Origin of the sequence: Bradyrhizobium sp. STM 3562 (genome assembly GCF_045571435.1) — a bacterium.
In the GTDB taxonomy this organism is placed as follows: domain Bacteria; phylum Pseudomonadota; class Alphaproteobacteria; order Rhizobiales; family Xanthobacteraceae; genus Bradyrhizobium.
This window is the reverse complement of the sequence record NZ_CP120694.1, coordinates 4,898,983-4,923,686: the sequence shown is the minus strand read 5'-3', so window position 1 is coordinate 4,923,686 and position 24,704 is coordinate 4,898,983. Positions and strand designations below refer to the sequence as shown.

General features: G+C 62.3%; 25 protein-coding genes and 1 tRNA gene. 18 read left to right on the top strand and 8 right to left on the bottom strand.

Going from position 1 to position 24,704, the window contains the following annotated elements; all coding sequences use genetic code 11:
- Positions 1-2 precede the first annotated feature (2 nt).
- A complete protein-coding gene (locus tag P6U23_RS22840; protein WP_407174830.1) occupies positions 3-794 on the bottom strand; it encodes a sterol desaturase family protein in 792 nt (263 codons plus the stop codon).
- A 103-nt stretch (positions 795-897) separates the two neighbouring features.
- Between P6U23_RS22840 and P6U23_RS22835 the strand changes: the two genes are divergently transcribed.
- Positions 898-1,221 carry a DUF6166 domain-containing protein gene (locus P6U23_RS22835; protein WP_407174829.1) on the top strand — a complete coding sequence of 108 codons (324 nt, stop codon included), beginning with the start codon at positions 898-900 and terminating at the stop codon, positions 1,219-1,221.
- 22 nt (positions 1,222-1,243) lie between these two features.
- Positions 1,244-2,353 (top strand): Zn-dependent alcohol dehydrogenase, encoded by a 1,110-nt coding sequence (locus P6U23_RS22830; RefSeq protein ID WP_407174828.1) that lies wholly within the window; start codon positions 1,244-1,246, stop codon positions 2,351-2,353.
- Here the strand turns inward: P6U23_RS22830 and P6U23_RS22825 are convergent, their stop codons facing one another.
- Both P6U23_RS22825 and P6U23_RS22820 read right to left on the bottom strand, forming a co-directional pair.
- On the bottom strand, positions 2,354-3,037 hold the full coding sequence (locus P6U23_RS22825) for a GntR family transcriptional regulator (RefSeq protein WP_407174827.1): 684 nt from the start codon (positions 3,035-3,037) through the stop codon (positions 2,354-2,356).
- Positions 3,038-3,202: 165 nt separating this feature from the next.
- Complete coding sequence (locus P6U23_RS22820; protein ID WP_407174826.1) at positions 3,203-4,609, bottom strand: MFS transporter; 1,407 nt, start codon at positions 4,607-4,609, stop codon at positions 3,203-3,205.
- 392 nt (positions 4,610-5,001) lie between these two features.
- Here P6U23_RS22820 and P6U23_RS22815 point away from each other — a divergent pair, with 392 nt between their 5' ends.
- Complete coding sequence (locus P6U23_RS22815; RefSeq protein WP_407174825.1) at positions 5,002-6,327, top strand: efflux RND transporter periplasmic adaptor subunit; 1,326 nt, start codon at positions 5,002-5,004, stop codon at positions 6,325-6,327.
- Between the two features lies 1 nt (position 6,328).
- Positions 6,329-9,472 (top strand): efflux RND transporter permease subunit, encoded by a 3,144-nt coding sequence (locus P6U23_RS22810; protein WP_407174824.1) that lies wholly within the window; start codon positions 6,329-6,331, stop codon positions 9,470-9,472.
- Positions 9,473-9,524: 52 nt separating this feature from the next.
- Here the strand turns inward: P6U23_RS22810 and P6U23_RS22805 are convergent, their stop codons facing one another.
- From P6U23_RS22805 to P6U23_RS22790, 4 genes are all read right to left on the bottom strand, one after another.
- Positions 9,525-10,619, bottom strand: coding sequence for an ABC transporter ATP-binding protein (locus P6U23_RS22805; RefSeq protein WP_407174823.1), 1,095 nt, complete (start codon positions 10,617-10,619; stop codon positions 9,525-9,527).
- A gap of 5 nt (positions 10,620-10,624) precedes the next feature.
- Positions 10,625-11,476 (bottom strand): carbohydrate ABC transporter permease, encoded by an 852-nt coding sequence (locus tag P6U23_RS22800; RefSeq protein WP_407174822.1) that lies wholly within the window; start codon positions 11,474-11,476, stop codon positions 10,625-10,627.
- A gap of 3 nt (positions 11,477-11,479) precedes the next feature.
- Positions 11,480-12,421, bottom strand: a complete 942-nt coding sequence (locus P6U23_RS22795; RefSeq protein ID WP_407174821.1) for a carbohydrate ABC transporter permease — start codon at positions 12,419-12,421, stop codon at positions 11,480-11,482.
- A 266-nt stretch (positions 12,422-12,687) separates the two neighbouring features.
- Positions 12,688-14,019, bottom strand: a complete 1,332-nt coding sequence (locus P6U23_RS22790) for an ABC transporter substrate-binding protein (RefSeq protein WP_407174820.1) — start codon at positions 14,017-14,019, stop codon at positions 12,688-12,690.
- A gap of 384 nt (positions 14,020-14,403) precedes the next feature.
- Here P6U23_RS22790 and P6U23_RS22785 point away from each other — a divergent pair, with 384 nt between their 5' ends.
- Positions 14,404-14,874, top strand: a complete 471-nt coding sequence (locus tag P6U23_RS22785; protein WP_407174819.1) for an aminoacyl-tRNA deacylase — start codon at positions 14,404-14,406, stop codon at positions 14,872-14,874.
- Positions 14,875-14,939: 65 nt separating this feature from the next.
- Here P6U23_RS22785 and P6U23_RS22780 read toward each other — a convergent pair whose 3' ends face one another.
- Positions 14,940-15,416 carry an outer membrane protein assembly factor BamE gene (locus P6U23_RS22780; protein WP_407174818.1) on the bottom strand — a complete coding sequence of 159 codons (477 nt, stop codon included), beginning with the start codon at positions 15,414-15,416 and terminating at the stop codon, positions 14,940-14,942.
- Positions 15,417-15,510: 94 nt separating this feature from the next.
- On the opposite strand from P6U23_RS22780, the gene P6U23_RS22775 reads away from it, so the two are divergent.
- From P6U23_RS22775 to P6U23_RS22715, 13 genes are all read left to right on the top strand, one after another.
- Positions 15,511-16,086, top strand: coding sequence for a ubiquinol-cytochrome C chaperone family protein (locus tag P6U23_RS22775; protein WP_407174817.1), 576 nt, complete (start codon positions 15,511-15,513; stop codon positions 16,084-16,086).
- Positions 16,083-16,667, top strand: coding sequence for a YceD family protein (locus tag P6U23_RS22770; protein ID WP_407174816.1), 585 nt, complete (start codon positions 16,083-16,085; stop codon positions 16,665-16,667). Before P6U23_RS22775 ends, P6U23_RS22770 begins: the two co-directional genes overlap by 4 nt.
- Before the next feature lie 271 nt (positions 16,668-16,938).
- On the top strand, positions 16,939-18,000 hold the full coding sequence (gene plsX, locus P6U23_RS22765; RefSeq protein ID WP_407174815.1) for a phosphate acyltransferase PlsX: 1,062 nt from the start codon (positions 16,939-16,941) through the stop codon (positions 17,998-18,000).
- The gene (locus tag P6U23_RS22760; protein ID WP_407174814.1) at positions 17,997-18,971 is read left to right on the top strand and encodes a beta-ketoacyl-ACP synthase III; all 975 of its coding nucleotides are present in this window, start codon (positions 17,997-17,999) and stop codon (positions 18,969-18,971) included. The genes plsX and P6U23_RS22760 overlap by 4 nt, the downstream gene beginning before the upstream one ends.
- A gap of 128 nt (positions 18,972-19,099) precedes the next feature.
- Positions 19,100-19,444, top strand: a complete 345-nt coding sequence (locus P6U23_RS22755) for an integration host factor subunit alpha (protein ID WP_024506774.1) — start codon at positions 19,100-19,102, stop codon at positions 19,442-19,444.
- Between the two features lie 38 nt (positions 19,445-19,482).
- A complete protein-coding gene (locus P6U23_RS22750) occupies positions 19,483-20,052 on the top strand; it encodes a MerR family transcriptional regulator (RefSeq protein WP_407174813.1) in 570 nt (189 codons plus the stop codon).
- 81 nt (positions 20,053-20,133) lie between these two features.
- Positions 20,134-20,211: transfer RNA gene (locus P6U23_RS22745), tRNA-Pro, on the top strand.
- A 137-nt stretch (positions 20,212-20,348) separates the two neighbouring features.
- On the top strand, positions 20,349-20,681 hold the full coding sequence (locus P6U23_RS22740) for a hypothetical protein (RefSeq protein ID WP_407174812.1): 333 nt from the start codon (positions 20,349-20,351) through the stop codon (positions 20,679-20,681).
- Between the two features lie 355 nt (positions 20,682-21,036).
- Entirely contained in the window at positions 21,037-21,741 is a 705-nt protein-coding gene (locus P6U23_RS22735; RefSeq protein ID WP_407174811.1) for an STN domain-containing protein, read from the top strand.
- 98 nt (positions 21,742-21,839) lie between these two features.
- Positions 21,840-22,136 (top strand): hypothetical protein, encoded by a 297-nt coding sequence (locus tag P6U23_RS22730; RefSeq protein WP_407174810.1) that lies wholly within the window; start codon positions 21,840-21,842, stop codon positions 22,134-22,136.
- A complete protein-coding gene (locus tag P6U23_RS22725; protein WP_407174809.1) occupies positions 22,133-22,285 on the top strand; it encodes a hypothetical protein in 153 nt (50 codons plus the stop codon). Before P6U23_RS22730 ends, P6U23_RS22725 begins: the two co-directional genes overlap by 4 nt.
- 1 nt (position 22,286) lies before the next feature.
- Positions 22,287-23,279 carry a FecR family protein gene (locus tag P6U23_RS22720; RefSeq protein ID WP_407174808.1) on the top strand — a complete coding sequence of 331 codons (993 nt, stop codon included), beginning with the start codon at positions 22,287-22,289 and terminating at the stop codon, positions 23,277-23,279.
- 227 nt (positions 23,280-23,506) lie between these two features.
- Positions 23,507-24,667 (top strand): TIGR03032 family protein, encoded by a 1,161-nt coding sequence (locus tag P6U23_RS22715; protein ID WP_407174807.1) that lies wholly within the window; start codon positions 23,507-23,509, stop codon positions 24,665-24,667.
- Positions 24,668-24,704 lie beyond the last annotated feature (37 nt).

The window sequence follows — 24,704 nt, the reverse complement described above, 5'->3', positions numbered from 1 at the left end:
GGCTACTCCGCAGGCACGGAGGTCGCGGCCGGATCGATCCGCGGCGTGCGCACGGCCTTGCGCATGTTACGCCTGATGAAGCGCGTGTCGTAACCGTTGAAGAGATGGCCCAATAGGCCGCGGTCCAGGTCGGAGGTGCGGAACAGCCAATCCATGATCGGGAAGGTGAGGTTCATATTCCGCTCCATCATGATCGACTGATCGTGATGGGCCGTGTGATGGCGGCGGATGGTGTTCACGAGCGGCACGCTGCGGACGAACCAGTTCTCGTCGACGTGGCAGCAGAAATGCATGAACTCGTAGATCAGATACATCGATGTCGTCGTCGCGATGAGGAGCCATCCGACATTGGCCGAGACGATCGAGCCGGCCGCTAGCGCGAGCGGGATCGACATCAGGGTGAAGGTTGCCAGCGCGTAGGGCGGAAAGAAGGTGACCCGCCAGTCATGATGATCGGCGAAGCGCATCTCCTGTTCGGTGAAGAACTGGTGATGCATCAGTGTGTGACGATTGTAGATTGCGCGGAATGCCCTGATCTGCGAGGGGCGGTGCATCACGTAACGATGAATCCACCACTCGAAAAAATTCGCGCCGAGAAAGGCGATCGGCACGATCAGCAATTCCCAGGCGCGCAGGTCGCGAACATTGGCGAGATAGATGTAGAGCGCGGTGACGCCGATCGCATAGATGATGAAGACGTGAAGCCAACCATTGTACCAGCCCGCCACGCGCTCGCGGTAGGTTTCGCGGTAGCGGCGCTGACGATCCGACATGGCGGTTGAAGCGAGTTCCATGGCCGTCCTCCCATTGCCAAACCAGGCCGACATTTGATCTTGCGGCTGACATATCACTGATGTATCAATTGGGCAAGATGCTGGGTGCCGGAGGACGCAAGGCATGAAGAAATTTTGTGGAGACCGCACCATCGACGGGATCGCGGTCACGGTGGACGGCCGTCCTCTCGATCAGAGGCTTGATCTCTGCCGGTACACCGCGAACGGCTTCGAATGGAGCTACGAGGGCGATGAACCGCGGCAGCTATCGCTCGCGATCCTGGCCGAACATCTCAAGGATGCGGTCGCCGCCAAAGCGCTCGTTGAGCCCTTCATGAAGGCCGTGGTGGCCAATTTCGGCAACGAATGGGAGATGAGCTCGGACGACATCGAGGCCGCCGTGGCCGTGCTCAAGAAAGATCGCATCCCAGCGCGGACGACATCCTGAGACAGAGGCGAGGGACGTTTCGGTGGGGCTCACATACAAAGCGGCGGTCCTCCATGCGCCGAAGTCGCCGCTCGCCATCGAAACGGTCGAGGCGAGCGAATTAGCGCCGGACGATGTCCTCATCCGCGTCAAGGCGGTCGGGCTTTGTCACACCGATCTCGAGGTGATTGAAGGCGGCCTGCGCAACCCGATGCCCATCCTCCTTGGCCACGAGGCGGCCGGCATTGTCGAGCAGGTCGGACCGAAGGCGCGCGGTGTTTCCGTCGGCGACCACGTCGTTCTCTCCTGGAACCCGCATTGCGGTCATTGCTTCTATTGCGATCGTGATTTGCCGATCCTTTGCGAATCCTATCTTGGCCGGGCGTCGCGTGCCGTGCAGTTCGACGGGCGGAGCCGGGCACGCTTGTCCGATGGGCGAGAGCTCAAGCACCTGATGTATCTCGGCGCGTTGGCCGAATACTGCATCGTGCCGGCGCAGCAGGCGATCGTGGTCGAAAAAGAGCTGCCTTTCGACCAGGCCTGCCTGATCGGCTGCGGCGTCATGACCGGCGTTGGTGCGGCGCTCAACGTCGCGTCCATTCGCTATGGCGACAGTGTCATGGTGATCGGATGCGGCGCGGTCGGGCTCGCGGCCGTCCAGGGGGCTCGCATGGCGGGGGCGGGCGCCGTCATTGCCGTGGATCTTGACGGCAAGAAGCTCGACTTGGCGAAGCGACTTGGTGCGACGCATGCGATCAATGCCGCAAGCGACGATGTGATCGATTTCTCGGGTCAATTGACCGGCGGCCGCGGAGTCGACCTGGTGTTGGAGTCGGCGGGCAGCGGGCGCGCGTTTCGTTTGACGACCGAGGCGGTGCGGCCCGGCGGCGAGGTCATCTGGCTGGGAAAGATCGATGTCGAACAGGACGTCGCATTCCGCTGGGGCTCCCTGATGCAGGAGAAACGCATCAGACGTTCCAGCTATGGCGGGGCCCGGCCGCTGCGCGACTTTCCCATGCTGGCGCAAGCCGCCTTGGCTGGCCGGCTCAAGCTGGATGAGTTGATCACGGCCCGCATCTCGCTCGAGGAGGTGAACGAAGGCTTCGAGGCCCTGCGCCGTGGCGCGGCGATCCGCAGCGTTGTGGTTTTTTGATTACGTCTCGATCGTCTTGCGCGTGAAGCTTTCGATATAGTCCAGCAGACGATCGGAGGCTTTCGCCGCCGCGTCCGGATCGCGCGCGGCAATCGCCTCGGCGACCTCCGCATGCAGGCGGGCCGACAGCGGCAAATCCCCGACCTCGCGATAATGCTGATACCAAAAGCGCCTGGACAGACCGTGCATCAGCCCCATTGCGCGCGAGGCGAATTCGTTTCTCGCGCTATGGCTGACGAGCTCGTTGAACTCGCGATCGAGCCGCATGAACGCCATGTCATCGGCCTTGTCCGAAGCGCGGCGCATGTCCCTGGCGATGGCGGCGAATTGCGCGATCTCCTCTTCGGTTGCACGCTCGGCTGCGCCCCGAGCCATCAGTCGCTCGAGCTCGCGCCGCACTTCAAGCAGGCGCATCTGTCTCTTGATGTTGATCTGCGAAACCAGGATGCCGCGCCGTGGCAGGATGACGATGAGTCCGTCGCGGGCCAGTCGCTGCAGCGCCTCCCGGATTGGCGTGCGCCCGATGGCCAGCTTGGCGGCCAGCGACTGCTCCGACAGGACCGTCTCGGGCGGCAACGCCAGGGTGACGATCAGTTCCTCGATTTGCCGATACGCGCGGTCGGTCAGCGTTTCCGGCTCCTCGGCCTGGTGCTCCGCGCTGCCACCCGTATCGGACGGGATCATCTTCCGCGTCCGGGATTTGCCTGGTTTGGTGGTGCGGGCCCGCCCGGTTCGCCTGTCCGCGGCCATCTGCCGTGATTCTCCCTTCGCTCGCCACGACGATATTCCACGCGTGACGAGGAGGGTCAATTGGTCGCGATGCAAGACGCGCTTGCGGCAGCCGGCTCTTCAGTGCGAAATGCTCTCGAGTGTCCGCCCCTTGGTTTCCTCACCGAGGAGAAGCACGGCGAGAGCGGCTAGGCCGAAGGCGCCCGCGCCGAGCGCGAAGACGCCGGACTGGCCGGCGGCCGGCAGAATGAAGCCGATCAGCGACGGACCGATCAGAGAGCCAATGCGCCCAACGGCCGAAGCAAACCCCGTGCCCGTTGCGCGAATGTGGGTGGGGTAGAGCTCAGGCGTGTAGGCGTAGAGGGCCGACCACATTCCGAAGGAGCAGAACTGCATGCAGAGGCCGGCAACGATCAGTTGGACCTGATCCGCTGCGGCCCCATAGAAGTAGCAGGCGATGGCGGCGCCGAGCAACGCGCCGATCAGCGTCGGTTTTCGTCCGAGGCTTTCGATCAACCACGCCGCGGTCAGAAAACCCGGAATGCCGGCCAGCGAGATCACGATCGTGTAGAAGACCGATTTGGTCACCGGAAAGCCCTTGGCCTGCAGCAGCGCGCCGAGCCAGGTGGTCAGGCCGTAGAAGCCGAGCAGCGCAAAGAACCAGAGGCTCCACAGCATCGCGGTTCGCTGTGCGTAGCCAGCGGCGAACAATGTCGATAGGCCGCGCGTGCCACGTGCCTCGATGAATTGCGGTGAAGGCGCCGGCAGCGCCGCGCCATTGAGCCGCTGCGAGACCTTGGCTTCAATGTCGGACATCACCCTGTCGGCGCCGGCGATGTCGCCGCGGCTGGCGAGCCAGCGCGGCGACTCCGGGACGTAGCGGCGCACGATCAGGACGAAAATCGCCGGCACGCCCTGCAGAATGAACACCCATCGCCAATCAGCGACCGAAAGCACGGCGAAGGCCAGAAGGCCCGACGCGACAAAGCCGATCGGCCAAAAGCCTTCCAGCAGGGCAATGTATCGCCCGCGTTGCTTGGCAGGAATGAACTCGGACACCATCGATTGCGCGACCGGAAATTCCATGCCCATGCCGAAGCCGAGCAGAACGCGGGCGGCTGCAAGTGCCTCCACCGATGGTGCAAGACCGCAGAGAATGCTGCCCAATCCCCAGAAGATCATGCTGGCTTGAAAGACGCGCGTGCGGCCGAAGCGATCTGCCAACAGTCCGGCGCAGGCGGCGCCTACGAACATGCCAAGGAAACTCATGCCCGAGAGCAGGCCGGTTTGTGCCGTCGAGAGGCCGAAACCCTGCCGGATCGAGCCAAGAACGAAAGTGAGCGCACCGAGGTCCATGCTGTCGAAGAACCAGGCGGTGGCGATGATGGCGAAGATGCTCCGCTGATACGAGGTGAGCGGCAACCGCTCCAGGCGGGCCGCGATGGCCGCGGTGTGCGTTGCTGAATCCGCGGCATCCATAACCGGCCGCGCCAAATCAATGGAGCCGCCCGTCGTCAAGCTACTCATGTCCAGTCCTCCCCGGAATATTTTGTTTTGTATATATCTGACATATTACTGATATTTGTGTCGACGGCAACAGCAGGCCTCAATCGTCCCGGAGGGTGCGGACGCCTGGCGGGTCGGCCTGCGGCTAACTCGTTGTCTCATTTGATTTTCAGGAGGCGACACGCTGCCGAGCCGTCTCATGTCGCGTCAGCGCGCGGGCGATGTTGCGCATGAGAGTGCCGGTGCATGTGCTCGCATCACCCGCCCAGCCATGGGCCGACCGCCGCCCTGGCCGCTGTAAATTGTCGGTGGGGTTTGGCATGTCGTTGAACCTTCGCAACCTAAGTGCGTTGGCACCGGAACTGCCGCACCTCGCACACCTAGGGTCGGCAGCACGGCCGATCGAGGGACGCATGTTGGTTCGACCTTATTGGACAGCGTGGGCCTGTTGCGCGACCATGCTTGTTGCGCCGGCTGCCTGGGCCCAGAACCCGCCTGCCGCGCCGCCCGCCGTGGGAGTGGTTGCGGCAACTCCTCGGCCGATGACGGAAACAGAGCAGTTTCTGGGCAGGATCGAGGCGGTGCGCCACGTCGATGCTGTCGCCCGCGTGACCGCTTTTCTCGAAAAGCGGCTGTTCACTGAAGGCGGCGAGGTCAAGACCGGCGATAAGCTCTATGAGCTGGAAAAGGGGCCTTTCCAGGCCGACTTGGCCGCGAAACAGGCCGCGGTTGCCCAGCTACAAGCGACCCTGGAAAATGCCAAGCTGACTACGCAGCGCGCCGAAGCCCTCCTCAAAGGCCCCGCCGGGCTGCAGTCCAATTATGACGCGGCCATTGCGAACCAGCGCAGTCTGGAGGCGCAGGTCCAGGCGGCGCAGGCGCAGGTCCGGGCTTCACAGATCAATCTCGGCTATACCGACATCACTTCGCCGATCGACGGGAAGATCGGGCGAACCTCGGTGACCGAAGGCAACGTGGTCAGTCCGTCGTCCGGCGTACTCACGACCATCGTCAGCCAGGATCCCATGTATGTGACGTTCCCGGTGTCGGTGCGTGAGGCGCTGGTCTTGCGCGATCGTTATGTGCCGCGCGGCGGGTTCAATGCCGTGGTCATTCGCCTGCAGCTCCCGAACGGGCGCATGTATGGCAGCACAGGCCATCTCAATTTTGCGAACAATACGATCACGACCAACACCGACACCATTACCTTGCGCGGCGAAATCGCGAATCCGGCCATCCAGGAGGTGAAAGGCAGCGGCACACCCGTTCGTGAGTTGTTCGATGGCGAGTTCGTCACCGTGCTGCTCGAAGGCGTGCAGCCGATCCAGGTGCTGGCAGTGCCGCGCGCCGCCGTGCTCTCGGACCAGCAGGGCAGTTACGTGTTTGTGGTCGGCAACGACAATACGGCACAGCAGCGCCGCATCCAGGTCGGCCAGTCCACCGCGACGCTCGCAGGCGTGATCAGCGGGTTGCAACAGGGCGAGCGCGTCGTCGTCGAAGGGCTGCAGCGGGTGAGGGCTGGCGCCAAAGTGGCGCCGGGGCCGGCGAGCGCGCAGGTGCAGGCGCTCATGGAGGAGAGCGCGCACGGCAGCAGCGGAGGTGAAGGCTCGACTCGCGATGGGCGCCAAGGTGCCGCGCCTGGCGCCGGCGGCGGTGGCACTTCAACGGTGGGGAGCGCCACGGGCGCTCCGCAGCGAGGCAACGATCCGGCGCCCCCAAGCGGTTCCGGCGGACGCTGACATGATCTCGGCCGTCTTCATCGATCGTCCGCGGCTTGCCATCGTCATCGCATTTGTCATCACGATCGCGGGAGCGCTGGCGCTGTTGCGCATTCCGGTCGCGCAATTTCCTGACATCGTGCCGCCGCAGGTGACGGTCTCCGGCATGTTTCCGGGCGCATCCGCTGCGGTGGTCGAGTCGAGCGTCGCCCAGCCGCTCGAAGCTCAGATCGTCGGCGTCGACCAGATGCTTTACATGAAGTCGACGAGCGGCAGCGACGGCAGCTACAATCTGACTGTTTCCTTTGCCCTCGGGACAGACCCGAACATCGACACCGTCAACGTCAACAACCGGGTTCAGACGGCGCTCTCGCAACTGCCCTCCGAGGTGCAGGCCCAGGGATTGACCGTTCAGAAGCGCTCGTCGGCGGTGCTGCAGTTTCTCGTGCTCTATAGCGAGAACGGGCAGCAGGACCCGCTGTTCATCACCAACTACGCCATCATCAATCTGCTCGACGCCATCTCGCGCACGCCCGGCGTTGGCCAGGCGAACCTGTTTGCGCGTATGAATTATTCGATGCGGATCTGGTTCGACACCCAGCGGCTGACCAGCCTCGGCCTGGCGCCGAGCGACGTCATCAATGCGATCCGCGCGCAAAGCGTCCAGGCGCCGGTGGGACGGATCGGTGCGCGTCCGATCAGCGATCAGCAGCAGTTCCAGTTCAATGTCCAGACTCAGGGGCGGCTCGCGAGCGCAGAGCAATTCGGCGATATCGTGCTGCGGGCCAATCCGGATGGCTCGGTGCTGCGCGTCCATGATGTCGCGCGGGTCGAAATCGGTGCGCAGAACCTCGACAGCGAAGCGCGAATCGACGGCAAGCCGGGGGTGCCGATCGGCATTTATCTGGCGCCCGGTGCCAACGCGGTCTCGACGGCGAACGCCGTCGGGGCAACCTTGGACAGGTTGTCGGCGCGCTTTCCCGAGGGATTGAAATATCGCGTGGTGCACGATTCCACCACCTTCGTGCGCGACACGATCCGCGAGGTCTTGCGAACGCTCGCTGAAGCCTTCGTGCTGGTCGTGATTGTCGTCTTCCTCTTCCTCGGCAATCTGCGCGCCACCATCATCCCATCCATCGCGGTACCGGTCAGCCTGATCGGCGCCTTCGCTGTGCTTCTGGCCATGGGCTATTCCGCCAACACGGTCTCGCTGCTCGCGATGGTGCTGGCCATCGGCATCGTCGTCGATGATGCCATCGTCGTCGTGGAGAACGTCGAACGCGTGATGGAGGAGGAGCCGCAGCTTTCGCCGGCGGAAGCGGCGAAGAAGGCCATGGCCCAGATCACCGCGCCGATCATCGCGATCAGCCTGGTGCTGCTTTCGGTGTTTGTGCCGATCGCATTCATTCCGGGAATTTCGGGTACGCTATTTCGGCAGTTCGCGGTGACCATCAGCGCCGCGATGACGATCTCGGCCATCAATGCGCTGACGCTTTCGCCCGCGCTCTGCGCGCTGTTCCTGCGCCACACCGGACCGCGCCGCGGCATCATGGGGCGCGTGCTCGGCGGCATCGACTGGGTGCGCGACCGTTATGCGGGCGGGGTGCGGCGTCTCGTTCGCGTTGCTGTGCTTTCCGTGCTGTTCGTGGCGCTCGTCGGCGCCGGCGCATTCGGCATTTCCCTGATCACGCCCACGGGTTTCCTGCCGGAGGAGGATCAGGGCGCATTCTTCGTGATGGTGCAGTTACCGGACGGCGCCTCGGTGCCGCGGACCAGCGAGGTCGCAGGGCAGGTCGAGGACAAGTTGCGCCAGTTCGACGGAGTGGATCACGTGCTTTCGATCATCGGCTTTTCGCTGCTCGACGGCGTCGCCGAGCCGAACGCCGCGTTGCTTGTGGTCCGCCTGAAGCCCTTTGCCGATCGTACCAGCCTCGCCAAATCCGCGCAGGCGCTGATCGGGAAGGCGTTTGCCACGGGCAATCAGATACGGCAAGCCAATATCCTTGCCTTCAATCTGCCGCCCATCATCGGGCTCTCGACCAGCGGCGGATTCGAATTTCAGCTCGAAGCCTTGGAGGGACAGGACCCCACCGACATGAACAGCGTGATGAGCGGGCTGATCGCCGCGGCGAACCAGGATCCGCGGCTGACGCACGTGTTCTCGACCTTCTCGGCCAGCAACCCGTCCGTCTATCTCGATATCGATCGCGCCAAGGCACAGGCGCTCGGGCTCAACATGAGCGATGTCTTCACGGCGCTGCAGGCCACGCTTGGCGGTTTCTACGTCAATAACTTCAATCTTTTCGGCCGCACCTGGCAGGTCAATATCCAGGGCGAAGCGCGAGACCGCGCCGACATTTCCGCGCTATGGCAGATCTATATCCGAAATGCCCGCAACGAGATGGTGCCGCTGCGCTCGATCGCCGCCGCGAAGATAGTGCTCGGCCCGCAGGTCATCAGCCGCTACAACAATTATCGTTCCGTCACCATTAATGGCTCACCTGGCCCCGGCGTCTCATCCGGCACCGCCATCGCCGCCATGCAGGAGATCTCCGACAAGACGCTGCCGGCAGGTTACTCCTATGAGTGGACCGGAACGGCGTTCCAGGAGCAGCAGGCCTCCGGGCAGACCGGCATCATTCTCGGTCTTGCGATCCTGTTCGCCTATCTGTTCCTGGTGGCGCTTTACGAAAGCTGGACCATTCCGATTCCGGTGTTGCTGTCCGTGGTGGTGGGCGTATTGGGATCCTTTGTGGCGATCCAAGTGGCGCGGCTCAATCTCGATCTCTATGCGCAGATCGGGCTCGTGGTGCTGATTGCGCTTGCCGCGAAAAACGGCATCCTCATCGTCGAATTCGCAAAGGAGCAGCGCGAGGCGGGACTATCGATCGTGGATGCTGCGGAGCTCGGCGCGCGGATGCGCTTCCGCGCGGTGATGATGACGTCGATCGCTTTCATTCTCGGCCTCGTCCCGCTGGTCGTTGCGACCGGTGCGGCGCAACTGAGCCGCCGCGCGGTGGGCACTGCCGTGTTCGGAGGAATGCTCGCCGCGAGCTCTCTCGGCATCTTCGTGATCCCGATGCTGTACGTTGTTTTCCAACGTATGCGGGAATGGGTGAAGGCGCGGTTCGGGTCGAGGCGAGCGCGCGCGCAGGCTGCAGAATAGGGCGGTCCCGCAATACGTGCCGTGCCTGCAGCATCGCTGAGGTGGAAGCTCGTCAAATCGCCGCTTGCGACGCACCGTCGAAAAAGTACAGCCGGTCCGGATTGAGCGCGAGGCGAAGCCGGTCATGGACTTTCGCCTGGACGGTCGGCTCTACTGCGGCCGCCATGCTGTTGGGGCCGACCTTCACATCCAGCAGAATCTCCGACCCCAGCTTCTCGACGACCTCGACCGCGGCATCGAAGGCGAGCTCTGCCGGATCGCGGCCGGAGGCGACGTGCAGGTCCTCCGGGCGGATTCCAAGTGTGACCTTTTCCCCGACATAGGGACGGAGCCGGTCGGCGACCTGGCCCGGCAGCTTGACGTGGATCCCTTCGTTGTGGACCCATAAAGGGCCGTCAGGAGCGGCGACGATCGTCACCGTCGCGAAGTTCATTGCAGGTGAGCCGAGGAAGCCTGCAACGAAACGATTGGCGGGCGCATTGTAGAGCTCGAGCGGTTCGCCGACCTGTTGAACGAGGCCATCCTTCATGACGACGACGCGGTCGCCGAGCGTCATCGCCTCGACCTGATCGTGGGTCACGTAGATCGCGGTGGTGCCGAGACGAGCGTGGATTCTCTTGATCTCCACGCGCATCTGGACGCGCAGCTTGGCGTCGAGGTTCGAAAGCGGCTCGTCGAACAGGAACACCTTGGGATGGCGAACGATGGCGCGGCCCAAGGCGACGCGCTGGCGCTGGCCGCCGGAGAGTTGCCGCGGCTTGCGCCGGAGCTGCTCCTGGATACCAAGGATCTCGGCCGCCGCCTGCACGCGCGCCTCGATTTCCGCCCGACCGAACCGCCGCATCTTCAAGCCGAACGCCATGTTGTCGTAGACGTTCATATGCGGATAGAGGGCATAGTTCTGGAACACCATGGCGATGTCGCGATCCATCGGCGGCAGTTGATTGACGACCTTGTCACCGATCAGGATTTCGCCCGAGCTGATGGATTCAAGACCGGCCACCATGCGCAGCGTCGTGGTCTTGCCGCAGCCGGACGGACCGACAAGAACGACGAATTCCTTGTCGTTGATCTCGAGGTTCACATCCTTGACGGCATGGACCCCGTCAAACATCTTGTTCAAGTTGCGTATGACGACCCGCGCCATGGTGCTCACCCTTTGACCGCACCGGTGAGACCAGCAACGTAATATTCGACGAAGAACGAGTAGATGAACGCGACCGGTATCGACCCCAGAAGCGCGCCGGCCATCAGCGAGCCCCAGTAGAATACATCGCCGCGGATCAGCTCGGAGGTGACGCCGACGGAAACGGTCTTTTGCGCAGGGGAAGACAGGAAGACCAGGGCGTAGATGAACTCATTCCACGACAGCGTGAAGGCGAAGATCCCGGCCGAGAGGATTCCCGGCACCGCGATCGGGAAGATGATGTGCACCATGGCCTGCCAGCGGGTGGCGCCGTCGATGCGAGCGCATTCCTCGAGTTCTCGCGGAATGGCCTTGAAGTAGCCCATCAGCAGCCAGGTGCAGAACGGGATCAGGAACGTGGGATAGGTCAGGATCAGCGCCCATGGCGTATCGCCGAGGCGAAAGTTGCGGACGATGTCGGCCAGGGGAATGAAGAGCAGCGTTTGCGGAACGAGGTAGGTGATGAAAATGCCGGTCCCGAGCGTCCCGGCAAAGCGGAATTTCAAGCGCGAGAGCGCATAGCCGGCCAAGAGCCCGCAGGCCAGCGAGATCAAAGTTGCAGCAACCGAAATGAAGAGGGTGTTGAGCATCCAGGTGTTGAACAGGGTCTCCTGGAGCAGATATCTGATGTGATCGAGCGTCGGATGGAAGGTCCAAAACGGCGCGTAGTTCGGCGCCATCCAAGGCCGGTAGAGCTCATTGTCGGGCCGTACCGCGGTGACCATCATCCAGTAGAACGGAAACAGTAACACGAAGACGAAGACGCCGAGCGGGACATAGAAGAAAACCCAGCGCCGCCATTTTGCACCTTCGATCATGACTCAAAGGGTCTCCACCCGGCGGATGTAAAGAAGCTGCACGATCACCACGACGAGCAGCACCGGGAACATGGCGAGCGAGATCGCCGCGCCCTCGCTCAAGAGCCCGGTGCCGACGCCGACCTGGTAGGCATAGGTGGCGAAGAGTTGGGTCGCGTTGGCGGGACCACCGCCGGTCAGCACGTAGACGAGCTGAAAATCGGCGAAGGTCTGGATGACCGAAAACAGCACCACGACCATGGTGACCGGCAGGAGCAGCGGCCACGTCACGTACCAGAAGCGTTGCCAGGGCCTTGCGCCGTCGATTGCGGCGGCATCCTGCAGCTCCGGATTGATCGTTTGCAGGCCCGCGAGGAGGCTGATCGCGTAAAACGGCACGCCGCGCCAGATATTGACGATGATCACCGAGATTAGCGCCAGGCTCGGATCACCCAGCCAATTGATCCGGCTATGGATGAGGCCGAGCCTGAACAGCGTCCAATTGATCACGCTGAATGTGGGGTCGAACATCCACTTCCATGCGAAAGTCGAGAGCACGGTGGGGATGATGAACGGCAACAGAATGAAGGCGCGGGTGAGGGCCTTTCCCTTAAAGTTTCGATTGAGAAGAAGCGCAAGCCAGAGTCCGAGAGCGAGCTTGAACACGGTCGTCACTGCCGTGTAGACGACGGTGTTCCACACCGCGATGCGGAAGATGCTGTCGTTCAGGAGCATAAGGAAATTCTGCATCCCGACGAACCTGCCGGGTACGCCGACCTTGGCATCCGTGACCGCCAGCTCGACACCCTTGACGAACGGGTAGGCGATGAACAGGGCAAGCAACACCATCGTCGGCAACAGCAGCACGAATGCGAGCCAGCGCTCGTCTTCAAGGAGGCGCGTGATCGGCCACCGCCGTACGGCGCCCTTGTAGGTGTCCGAAGTCGTGATCTCGCTGACGGCCATCTCAGGTCCTCTCGACCGTGGCTCGCTTTACTGCCGCCTTTGTTGTCCGCTCACGCCAATGTCCGGATCATGCTCCCACAACGATTCGAAGCGTCATGAGTTCGAAAGCATCGGCGCGAGCCGGCATCGAAAGATGCGATCCGGGTGAGGGATTCCCGTCTCTCTTGAGCGCTGCGGCCCCTCACCCGGATTGCTTCGCAATCCGACCTCTCCCCGCTGGGGAGAGGTGAAACTCTTCAACCAACCGAACCTCATCTCATCATGCTCTAGGCGTGAATCCTCGCGACCTCCTCATGCGCCCATTTCACGGCGTCTTGCGCCGGCATGCCTTGGATCGCCTTGGCGGTCATGTCGACGATGATGTACTTGCTCAGCACCTCGGCTGCGTGGCGGTCGGCCGGTCCGGCATAGCCAGGAAAACGCCCCGCCCGCGCCGCCGTCCGGAAGGGCAGCATCACCGGATCTTTGTCCCAGAGCTTGTCCTTCTCCCAAATTGTGGTCGCCCCGACGGAATAGCCCTGCTGCGAGTCGAACCACGCCTGATAGACCGGTTTCGATGTGATCCAGCGCAGGAACTCCTTGCCGGCCTTTGGATCCTTCACATACTTCATCAGCATGTTGGACATCGGCAGGTGATAGCCGAACTGGCCGGCGGCGCCCTTCGGCAGCGGCGCGTGCAGGATGTCCTGAAAGAGCGGAGCGCCGCTTTCGGTAAGATAGACGTCGGGCTTGCGCTTGGCCTCAAGATAGATCGAGGCGCCGTTCAAGCTGCTGCTGATCGTGCCTGAGAGAAAGGCCCGGTTATTGCTGCTGTCGTCCCAGGCGAGCCCTCCCTCATCATAAGCGTCCTTCCAGAAGGCGACGGCGAAGTTGACGGAATCGACGGTCGGCTTGGAGTTCAACACCACTGTCTTGCCGTCCGCCTCGACCTCCTTGCCGCCCCATGACCAAAGATACGGATAGGCGTAAGTCGGCGGGTCGCCGAAGCTGTGGCTGACCGCTTGACCGAAGGGCCTGCCCTTCGCCTTGAGCTTCTTACCGGCCTCGCGATATTCCTCCCAGGTTTGCGGGAATTTCGGCGCCTCGTAGCCGATCTCCGCGAACCAGGACTTGCGGTAGGCCAATTGTGCGCCGAGCACGCACCACGGCACCGCGATCCATTTCTTGCCGTCGTTCGCAACGACGCGTGATTCCTCGTAGAAGCCGCCTTGGGCGTTGCCGATCTCCTCGGCAACGTCGCTGACATCGATAACGCTCTCAGGATAGAGCTGCGGCCAATTGTTCAGTGCACAAATGACGTCTGGACCGGAGCCCGACTGGATTGCAGACGTGGTGCGGGCCTGGATGTCGTTGCCATTGATCATCTCGATGTTGAGCTTGATGCCGAGCGCCTTCTCGCATTCCGGCACAATCTCCTTCAGGAGAACGGCGTCGGAGGCGGGGACGAAATCATTCCACCGCAGCCAGTGGAGCGTCGTGGCCTGGGCAAAGGCTGGCGCCTGTTTGAGAGCGAGAACTGACGCTATTCCCCCGGTCCTTGCGGCGATTGCACCACCGCCGGAAAGCTTGAGAAGCTCACGCCGACTTATGCGAGCCATGGTCTGTCCTCCCTGGATTTATGTGTAGTCTGAGCTGAGAACACTCCTTGCTTAGATGTCGGTACTTTCGATGCCGGTCGTGCGCCCGTCGGCGAGCACATGATCGCGTCGATGACGTCTTGGCATCGAAAGCGACGATCTCCGGTTCGCCCTATCTAGTCCGCTTCAGCCTCGAAAGTCGAGATATCCAATCGTCTGTCCTTCTTCCGCTCGGAGGCAGAACGTGCCGTCAGGGCTTTCGATCGCGAGGCTCTTCAGGTCAGAGAATGACGAATTGCGACTTCCTGAGACAGTACCTATGCTAGGCATCAACAACCAGGCAGCCGCTCATCCGTGCGGCGGGGGCTCACGGTGAGTGGCTGCATGTCGCACCGGAGGTACGCCATGTCCGTTTCCCCCACGCTCCGCAGGTATCTGGCTGCCCAGAACATCCCTTACGACGAGATTCCGCACGAACTCACCTTGACGTCCTCCCGCACGGCCGAGGCATGCCACGTCTCGGGCGACTGCGTCGCGAAGGCCATCGTGCTGCGGCGCGATGGCGGCTACATGCTCGCGGTTCTGCCGGCATCGCATCACCTGAAGATCTCAGACCTGAGAGCCAAACTCGGTAGCGATATCGACATGGCCAACGAACATGAGGTCAATCGGCTGTTTGCTGATTGTGCACATGGCGCCGTTCCCGCCGTCGGCGCCTGCTATGGGCTCGATGTCATCGTCGATGACAGCATCCAGACGCAGCCGGAGATTTATATAGAAGCCGGCGACCACGAGACGCTGCTTCATCTTAGCCATGCGCAGTTCGCGCGCCTCGATGCCAACGCGCTGCACGGGCACTTTAGCGCGCACGACTGAACGAAGATGCGGGCGAGAAATGGCCCGCATCCAGCAGTCGACGCTACGGGCTGGCTGGAAGGTCGCTAATTGAAGCTCAGCAGCTTGAACAGCGGCTGCAGATAGCTCAGCTCCTGGCCTGATGTCGCCGTGGTGCGGCTGATGAAGTCGAAGATCTTGCCGTCCTTCAGGCCGTAATTGGCGAGGCGTCGCACCTGCCGATTCTTGTCGAAATAGACTGCAATCACCCGCTGGTCGGTGATCTTCTGGTTCATGAAAGCGATCGGCCGCTCGGCGCGCTGCGAGATGTAATAGAACACCTCGCCGTCGAGGGTGGCGACGGTGGAGGGCGTGCCCATCACGATCAGGACCTGGTCCTGGCTCGCGCCGATCGGGATCTGCTCGAGCGCCCCGGGCGGCAGGATGTAGCCCTTCTGGAATTGCTCGCCGGTGCAGGCGGCCAGCGCGGCACACGTCAGCGCCACGGCGGCCGCGAGCCGCCAGCGCGCAAGGAGACGGCGCGGCGCGGCCACGCCTCGACTTTTCCAAACCGTATCAGTCATTGCGGTCGCAGGCAGGTCCCCTTAGAACCGGCCACCCCAAGCCTCTTATCGATGAGCCGTTAACAGGCAACAGGGCTCGCTTGCGGAACCCACAATGCTTTGGCCGTTCAATCACTTCAGGAAACCCCGGCTAGCCCCGCGCGGCACCATTGAAGCCATCTATGGCATGATCGTGACGCAAGCGCGAGAACCCTTGTTTTATCAGGACTTGGATTATCAAGGCTTTGGCGTGCCGGATACGGTTAACGGCCGTTTTGACCTGCTTTTGCTGCACCTGTGGATGGTTTTGCGGCGGCTCCGGCAGAATGAGGCAGGGGGTGCGGAGCTGTCTCAAGCCCTGTTCGACCATTTCTGCGCCGATATGGACGCGAACTTGAGGGAGATGGGGGTTGGCGACCTCGCTGTCCCCAAGCGCATGCAGGCTTTCGGGGAGGCGTTCTATGGCCGCAGCGCGGCCTATGACCTTGCGCTGACCGATAGCAGCGAGGCGCTGGCGCTGGCGCTCTGCAGGAATATCTTGGAGGGGGGACAAAGCGAGAATGCGCGACGTCTTGCTGCCTATACTGAGGCCGCCATCGCGCAGCTTGGTCAGCTCGACGATGCCGCGCTGCTGGCGGCGTCGTGGCGATTTCCATCACCCCGACAAGCCCAAGGGAGTGCCAAACCATGAACAACGCCATAGACCCGGCCGATCCCTGGCGCGCAACTGTCAATGTGGTGCAAATACCCGATACGGGCCTGCATCGCGAAATCGAGGCCAATCCGGCTGTGCGCGCGACGATAGCGGAGATTGCGGGCGTGCGCGAGATTTCGTCGGCGCGTGCCTCGTTCGACCTGAGCCTGCGAAGCCGCGGCCGTGTTCATGTCGCCGGCCGCCTCACGGCGCGGATCGGGCAGACCTGCGTGGTCACGCTCGAACCGATCGAGAACGACATCGACGAGGCGATCGACCTGATCTTTGCCCCCGAAGAGCAGATTACGCCGGTCGCTGACGATCTTGGCGAGAATCCGAGGGGTGCTGAGGGTGAGCTCCCCGAGCCTCCGGAGCCCATCGTGAACGGCATCATCGATCTCGGCCGGCTTGCGACCGACGTGTTGTTTCTGGCGATCGATCCCTACCCGCGTAAGCCGGGAGCGGTCTTCGAGCCGCATATCACCGCCGCCGATCCCGAGGATCATCCATTTGCCGCGCTGAAAACGCTGAAAGCTGGTGCGAAAAAGCCGAAATCCGGCGGTTCGAAGGACGGGTAACATGCCTCATGGGCTCAGTGGGAGGCGGGGCCGCGCGAGGAAAGGTTGCATATCGCTTTGGAAAGGCTACATAAGCACCTGAAAATCTTGCTTTATCGCCGACGCCTGATTCCGTGTCGCAAGCTGCGTTGAGCAGAAAAGGCGGAGGTCAAGAGGTTGTGTCGGGGCCTGAACACGCTATTGTCGCGGCGGCCCGGCCCGGCAACTCGCCTCTCGCTTGGCCGTTTCGCCGCTATCCGAGCGGCGGCTTTCAGTGGTTTCCGGGACGTTCATGCCGCAAAAGGTTCGAATCGCGCTTGACGCCATGGGGGGCGATGTCGGCGCATCGGTCGTTATTCCCGGCGCGGCGATCTCGCTGTCCCGACAGCCCGACACTGAATTTCTCCTGTTCGGCGATCGCGCCCGGATCGAGCCGGAGCTTGCAAAACACCCCAGGCTCAAGGCCGTTTCGCGCGTGATCCACACCGATGTTGCGGTGAGCAGCCATGAGAAGCCCAGTCAGGCATTGCGTCGCGGGCGGAGAAACTCGTCGATGTGGCTGGCGATCGATGCGGTGAAAAAGGGCGAAGCCGACGTTGCGGTGTCCGCGGGCAACACCGGCGCATTGATGGCAATGGGCCGCCTCAACCTGCACACCTTGCCCGGCATCGACCGCCCCGCGATCGCGGCGACTTGGCCGACGACCCGTGGCGATTCCGTCGTGCTTGACCTCGGCGCCACGATCGGTGGCGACGCGCACCATCTGGTGGCGCTCGCGGTGATGGGCAGCGCGATGGCGAGCGTCCTGTTCAACTTAAAACGACCGACCGTAGGTCTGCTCAACATCGGGGTTGAGGAGATCAAGGGCCACGAGGAGATCCGGGAGGCCGCCGAAATCCTGCGCGCGATGAACTTGCCGCAACTCGAATATATCGGCTTTGTCGAAGGCGACGGCATCGGGCGCGGCGCCGCCGACGTGATCGTGACCGAAGGGTTCAGCGGCAACATCGCGCTGAAAGCGGCCGAGGGAACCGCGCGGCAGATTTCCGAATTTCTTCGTGGCGCCATGGCGCAGAGCTGGCGCTCGCGCATCGGCTATCTGTTTGCCCGCAATGCGTTCCGCGCGCTGCGGGAGAAGCTCGATCCCAGCAAGTCCAATGGCGGCGTGCTGTTGGGCTTGAGGGGCGTCGTGGTCAAGAGCCATGGCGGGGCGGATGCCGAGGGCTTTGCCTATGCCGTTGATGTCGGCTATGAGATGGTCCACTACCATCTCCTGACCAAGATCAACCAAATGCTCAATCGTGATGGCGGCGCGCTGGCGTCAGCGCCGGCCGCGCAGGAGGCTATCTCGTGACTGTTCGTTCGGTGGTGCTCGGCTGTGGTTCCTACCTGCCGCAGCGGATTTTGACCAATGCCGAACTGGCGACGCGGGTTGACACTTCCGACGAATGGATCGTGCAACGCACCGGTATCCGGCAGCGCCACATCGCGGCGGAAGGCGAGTGCACCTCGCATTTGGCGATCAATGCCGCGCGGGCGGCGTTGGCCGATGCCGGGGTCGATGCGCAGTCCATCGATCTCATCGTGCTGGCCACGTCGACACCCGACAATACCTTTCCGGCGACAGCGGTGGCCGTCCAGAACGGGCTGGAGATTCATCACGGCGCGGCATTCGACCTGCAGGCGGTTTGTTCAGGATTTATTTTCGCGCTTGCGACCGCCGACAATTTCCTGCGCACGGGCGCGTATAAGCGCGCGCTCGTGATCGGAGCCGAGACATTTTCGCGCATCCTCGATTGGAATGACCGCGGCACCTGCGTGCTGTTCGGTGACGGCGCGGGTGCGATCGTCCTGGAGGCGCAAACGCAGCCTGGAAAATCCTCGGACCGCGGCGTTTTGACGACGCACCTGCGCTCCGACGGCCGCCACAAGTCGAAGCTCTATGTCGACGGCGGTCCATCGTCGACGCAGACGGTCGGACACCTGCGCATGGAAGGCCGGGAGGTTTTCAAGCATGCGGTCGGCATGATCACGGATGTGATCGTCGACGCATTCAGCGCCACCGGGCTGACGGCGGATGATCTCGATTGGTTCGTCCCGCATCAAGCGAATAAGCGAATCATCGATGCGTCGGCACACAAGCTCCACATTGCACCGCAGAAGGTGGTGCTGACGGTGGATCAGCACGGCAATACCTCGGCGGCTTCGATACCGCTGGCCCTGTCGGTCGCCGTGAAGGATGGCCGCATCAAGAAAGGCGATCTGGTGCTGTTAGAGGCGATGGGCGGCGGCTTCACCTGGGGTTCCGCACTGCTGCGCTGGTGATCGCGAGAGAGATTCTCGACGGCTTTGCACCGCTTTTGAATACCATTGTCCGTACAGCAGAGTTGACCGTCGGGGCCTAAGCTCCTAATTTCAGGTACAAATTGTTCGCCGTGAGTTGGGGCAAGGCGATGTCCGGAACCGGAAAAACAGTCACACGTGTTGATCTCTGTGAAGCCGTCTATCAGAAGGTCGGGTTGTCTCGCACCGAATCGTCGGCCTTCGTCGAACTGGTCTTGAAGGAAATTACGGACTGCCTGGAGAAGGGCGAGACGGTAAAATTGTCTTCGTTCGGTTCCTTCATGGTCAGGAAGAAGGGGCAGCGGATCGGCCGCAATCCCAAGACCGGCATGGAGGTCCCGATCTCGCCGCGACGGGTGATGGTGTTCAAGCCATCCGCTATCCTGAAGCAGCGGATCAACAACGGTCACGCCGGCAACAACAACAGCATCAACGGCGAGAGCGCGTCCGAGTAACCTAAGTTAATTCTTGAGGTCGGAAGGGAAGCGAGCCTTTGGACAAGGCGCCGGATGCATTCCGAACTATCAGCGAGGTCGCGCAAGAGCTCGACATTCCGCAGCACGTCCTGCGTTTCTGGGAGACGCGCTTCGCTCAAATCAAGCCGATGAAGCGGAGCGGCGGCCGCCGCTACTACCGTCCCGACGACGTCGATCTGCTCAAGGGTATCCGTCGCCTGCTCTATGGCGAGGGCTACACCATTCGCGGGGTGCAGCGCATCCTCAAGGAGCACGGCGTCAAGTCCGTGCAGAACCTCGCCGATAGTTCGGCTGCCGTGTCGTTCGGAGCGCTCGAGGAGGCGATTGGTCAGAGCCTCATGGAGGAGGATCAGGCCGAGCCCAGCACCGAGGCTGAAGAGGAAGAGTATGAGGGCGGCGACGAGGAGGAGGGGATCGATTTCCGCTTCGTCGAGACCGAGGAGGACATCCTGGCGACCTTCCGGGGCGCTCCGTCGCCGGGCCGGAACCCGGACCGCAGCGCCCTTGACCGCGAGCGCCTCGAAGGCGTGCTGCGGGACCTGATCGACTGCCGGCAGTTGCTCGACCAGGCCTTGAAGGACGGGTGATCCGGCCAGGCGGCCGGCGTTAACCAGGTGCGTGTGTCTTTGCCTTGCGCGAAGATGGGATCGCAGCTATGGGAACGGCGGCGGAGCGTGGCGCAGCCCGGTTAGCGCACTAGTCTGGGAGACTAGGGGTCGCGAGTTCAAATCTCGCCGCTCCGACCAACTAAAGTCCTTGAGCTGGATAGCTTTTTCGCGATCCCTCCCATCGAGGAAGAAGGGCGAAAAAGCGAACAGAACACGGCAGAATCCCCGAAGTCGCTGCACAGACCACCGGAGGCGCTCCCGCGTGTTCGCATGCCGTGCGCTCCGGCATTTCCGAGGGCCCGCCGACCCATCGAACAGTAAATGCCGCACCCATCTCGATCCACGGGCGCGATGCTGGCGACGCCGAGAACTTTTGCCAGCAACTAAACCACCAGGACAACGCCACGACCGGCGCCGACCCCCACGCCAACTTCGTTGTCGAGAATTTTGAGTCACAGCTCGCGCAGCTAGAGCGGATCGCTGTGGTCGAAGGAGACCCCGAAGCCGCGACGGTTATTGCTGACATCCGCAATGTGGTTCTGAGGGCCGACACCAGGTCGGTGCAAAGGGAGATGCTCCGTATTCTGCGGGAGGAGCTGGCAATGTAGCGGAGAACGAAGCGAGCAATTCACTAGTCGGAAGATTTTTCGAGTTGCTCCGGTCGCAGCGGGACTATCCCGAACAGTAAAAAGGCCCCGAGGTTCGCAGCTCGAAGGGCCTTCAAATCGCAAAGCTTGATCTCGCGACGCTGGATCGGACCTTTGTCCGCACCAGCGAAACCATTCGATCAGCGAATTAGTGAACATGCACAATTGCGATGACGGCGGAGCGCCACAAACAGTGTCGCGAGTGCCTCATCTGCCTCTAGCATGTGTACTCACCCCACGTGTCGGCAAGCCTGACATCCGCGTGTCACAGGGGCTATCTAAGGTCCCGCGGTCCAGTCATGACATTTTTGTAAAAATGAAAGTGGCGCGCATATTCACATCGGCCGCGGAAATTGCCGGATCGATTTGGACCTGTCCGCCGTCGTGTGCACAGATCTTTCTCCTTTGCTCCATGTTGACCGCATGCCCAGGATATGCGCAGGCCGCGAGCATCGACTTCGACATTCCCTCCCAGCCCCTGGCGAGCGCTCTCATTAGCTTCGCGGACAGAAGCGGAATGACCATTTTGGTCGATGAGCAACTCGTTAGCGCGTTCCGATCCTCCGCTGTCAGGGGACGCTTGTCACCATCGGATGCCTTGCGCATCATCCTGGCTGGCACCGGGTTCTCGATCCGGTATTCGGGGGATCGTGCATTCACTTTGGTGCGCGCGCCGGAGAGCACCCGCCAGATGGCGCAATTGGGGACTCAGCACAGCGACGATGACGTCTATTTCTCGCAGTTGCAGGGGGCACTCGAGAGGATCCTCTGCCGAAACGACGAGATCCGACCGGGAGCGTACCGCATCGCCTTTCAGATGTGGATCGGAGACCGCGGCACCATTCAAGCGTTACATCTATTGGGCTCGACAGGTGACGAAGCCCGTGACGCCGCAATCACGGCCGATTTGACAAATGCCAGCCTCGTAGCCCCGCCGCAAGACTTGCCCCAGCCGTTCACCGTGATCTTGAAGAAGATGGCCGGTCGGAGCTGTGCAAAGCAGTCCGGTCCGCATCCATGAGCGACACAACCACGACTCGCATGCGTGGGATACTTGAATCCGGCTATCAGAGTTTCCTCGCGCGTTTGCGTCGACGCCTCGGCTCCGATTCCTTCGCAATGGAAGTGCTGCATGAAACCTGGCTCCGGATTGGCCGTATTGGCGATGTCGGACTGGTCGAGCGGCCCGAGGCCTATCTGTTTCGCATGGCGCTCAACGTTGCGGCTGATCGCAAGCAGGCCGAAAAGCGCAAGCTCACCGACGGAGAGATCGCGACCCTGCGCCATATGATGGATGACGTGCTCGATCCTGAGCGTATCGCAGAAGCGCGGGCCGACATGGCCTCGCTGGAAGATGCGTTGAATGAACTGACGTTCGCAAGGAGATATTCCTGCTCGCCCGCGTCAAGGAAATGAAACATGAGGATATAGCGCATCGTTTCGGCATTTCGCCGCGGATGGTCGAAAAGGAGCTTCTCTTTGCGTTGCAACATTGTTCGCAACGCCTGAACAGAAAGGTGATCCGCAGGTTCGGTCCCGGAGCCCGGAAACCGTCTAAGGACTAGGATGCACGAAGACGACCAGACCATGACCGAGGAGCCCGGAAACGGGACGCTCGAGCGCGAAGCGCAGGAGTGGTTGCTCCGGCTGACGTCGGGACGTGCGACCTCGGCCGATGCGGATGCGCTCAGGCGCTGGTGTAGCCGCAGTTCGGCGCACGCCCAGGCTTTCGCCGAAGCGAATCTGTTGTGGGAGGGGCTCGGTCCGGTTGCCCAGGGCATGGCGAAATCCAGCGCTCTTGCTCAAGCGAAAAGCGCGCGTATGCCAGCATTGCGGCGCCGTGCATTCCTGGGCGGGAGCATGGCTGCATCCATTGTTGCGGCCGGCTATCTGGTCGCGCGGCCGCCTTTGAACGCGTGGCCGTCTGCTTATGAACTTGCTGCCGACTATCGCACCAAGATCGGCGAACGACAGCGGATCGCCATTGAAAACGGTGTCTCCATCGATCTGAATACGCGCACCAGCCTTAATGTTCGGCACCAGGGCGATGAGCAGCGCGTCGAACTCATCTCGGGGGAAGCCGCGATCACGGTCGCGCAGACGCTTTCGCGGCGGCTGACAGTTAGCTCCGCAGGGGGCCTGATACATGGCAGCGATGCCCAATTCGACGTTCGCTGCGACGGCTCGCGAACAACGGTGACCTGTCATCGCGGCTCGGTCGGCATTGACTATTCCGGGCAATCGGTTTCGCTCGGCGAGGGACGACAGATCTCCTATGCGGACGGCGGGTTTGGCTCCGAACGAATGATCGATGCGACCGTCGTGATGGCTTGGCGCGAAGGGCACCTCGTGTTTCGGGGGACACCCTTGTCCGAGGTCGTCGAGGAGATCAACCGATATCGGTCCGGGCGCATCGTCCTGATGAACGAGGCGCTTGGGAAGCGGCGCGTCGAAGCCCGGATCCCGCTCGATCACGTGGACGATCTGATCGCTCTGGTGCGCGAAGCGTATGGCGCGCGGGTCACGTCGCTTCCCGGCGGCGTGCTCATTCTTTCCTGAAAGCTGCGCGCGAATTCCGCCAGTCGTTATTTTTCGTGAATTTTTTGTGACGCTGGTTCAGTCCCCCGCGCGCCCAGCCGTCTTAAGGGGCGATAACGAGGGACGCATATGGGTGCTTTTGTGAACCGGCTTGCGGCGGGCGGCAGACTGCTCCGCTGTCCGCGCATTCGAACTGGCTGCGCCCGCTGCTCGACTGGACGCGACTGGCTCGCGCGATGAATGGGCTGATGAATCACGCATCGAATGCGCCGGGGCGTCGGCGCGTCAATCAGGCCGAAGCGATCGACTACCAGGTCACGCCGTCGTTCGTGGCGCTGCTCGAGAAGCTCGGCTGCTCGCTGGTGATCACGAATTACCAGTCGAGCACGGTGATGACCTTCTCCAGTCTCGGCGACGGTCGGCCGGTGCAGATGTTTGCTGCTTTTCAGGCTGCGATGGGGCTTGCGCTTGCGGGCGACCGGCTCGCGGTTGCGGCTTTGTCCGAAGTGATCGTGCTGACCAACATCCGCAAGCTGGCGCCGAGCCTGCCGAAATTCCCGGGTATCTTCGACGGCTATTTCGTGCCGCGGGTCCACTATACGACCGGCGAATGTTCGCTACACGACATGGTGTTCGATGCGAGCGGCGGTCTTCTCGCGGTCAACACCGCCTATTCCTGCATCTGCCGCATCGACGGCATCCATAATTTTGTCCCGGTGTGGCAGCCGCCGTGGATCAGCGAGGTCCGGCCCGGCGATCGCTGCCACCTCAACGGCATGGCAGTGGAGAACGGCGAGGTTCGTTACGCCACCGCGCTCGGCACCACGGACGTGCCGCGCGACTGGACCGAGCGCAGGCTTGATGGCGGTGTGCTGGTCGAGGTGCCGAGCGGGCGTGTGCTGGCGGATGGCCTGTGCATGCCGCATTCGGCGCGGCTGGTCGATGGGCGGCTCTACATGATCGAAGCCGGCACTGGCACGCTGCTCGAGGTCGACCGCGTCAGCGGCGCGCGGCGTCCGATCGTCACCTTGCCCGGCTTTGCCCGTGGGCTCGCGGTCCACGAGGGTTATTTGTTTATCGGACTGTCCTTGATGCGCGACAGCAAGCCGTTCGAGGGCCTGCCGGTCGAGCGCATCGGACGGGAGCTGATTTGTGGCCTGGTCGCGGTCGAGATCGCGAGCGGGCAGGTGATCGGCACGCTGCGCTACATCGGCGGCTGCACCGAGATCCACGACATCCAGGTCGTGCCCGGCGTGCGCCGGCTCGGTATCAGCGGCTACGACAGCGACACCCACAAGCTCGCGATCGATCTGCCCGAGCTTGGCCTCTGGCTCGATCCGCCGCCGGACGATTCACAACACCTCAAGTCTGCGATGGGCGCGCCAGCCGGCGCCGTGGCCCGCCGCTAACTCGACGCTCCAAGTTTCAAGAGGAAATTCGATGTCC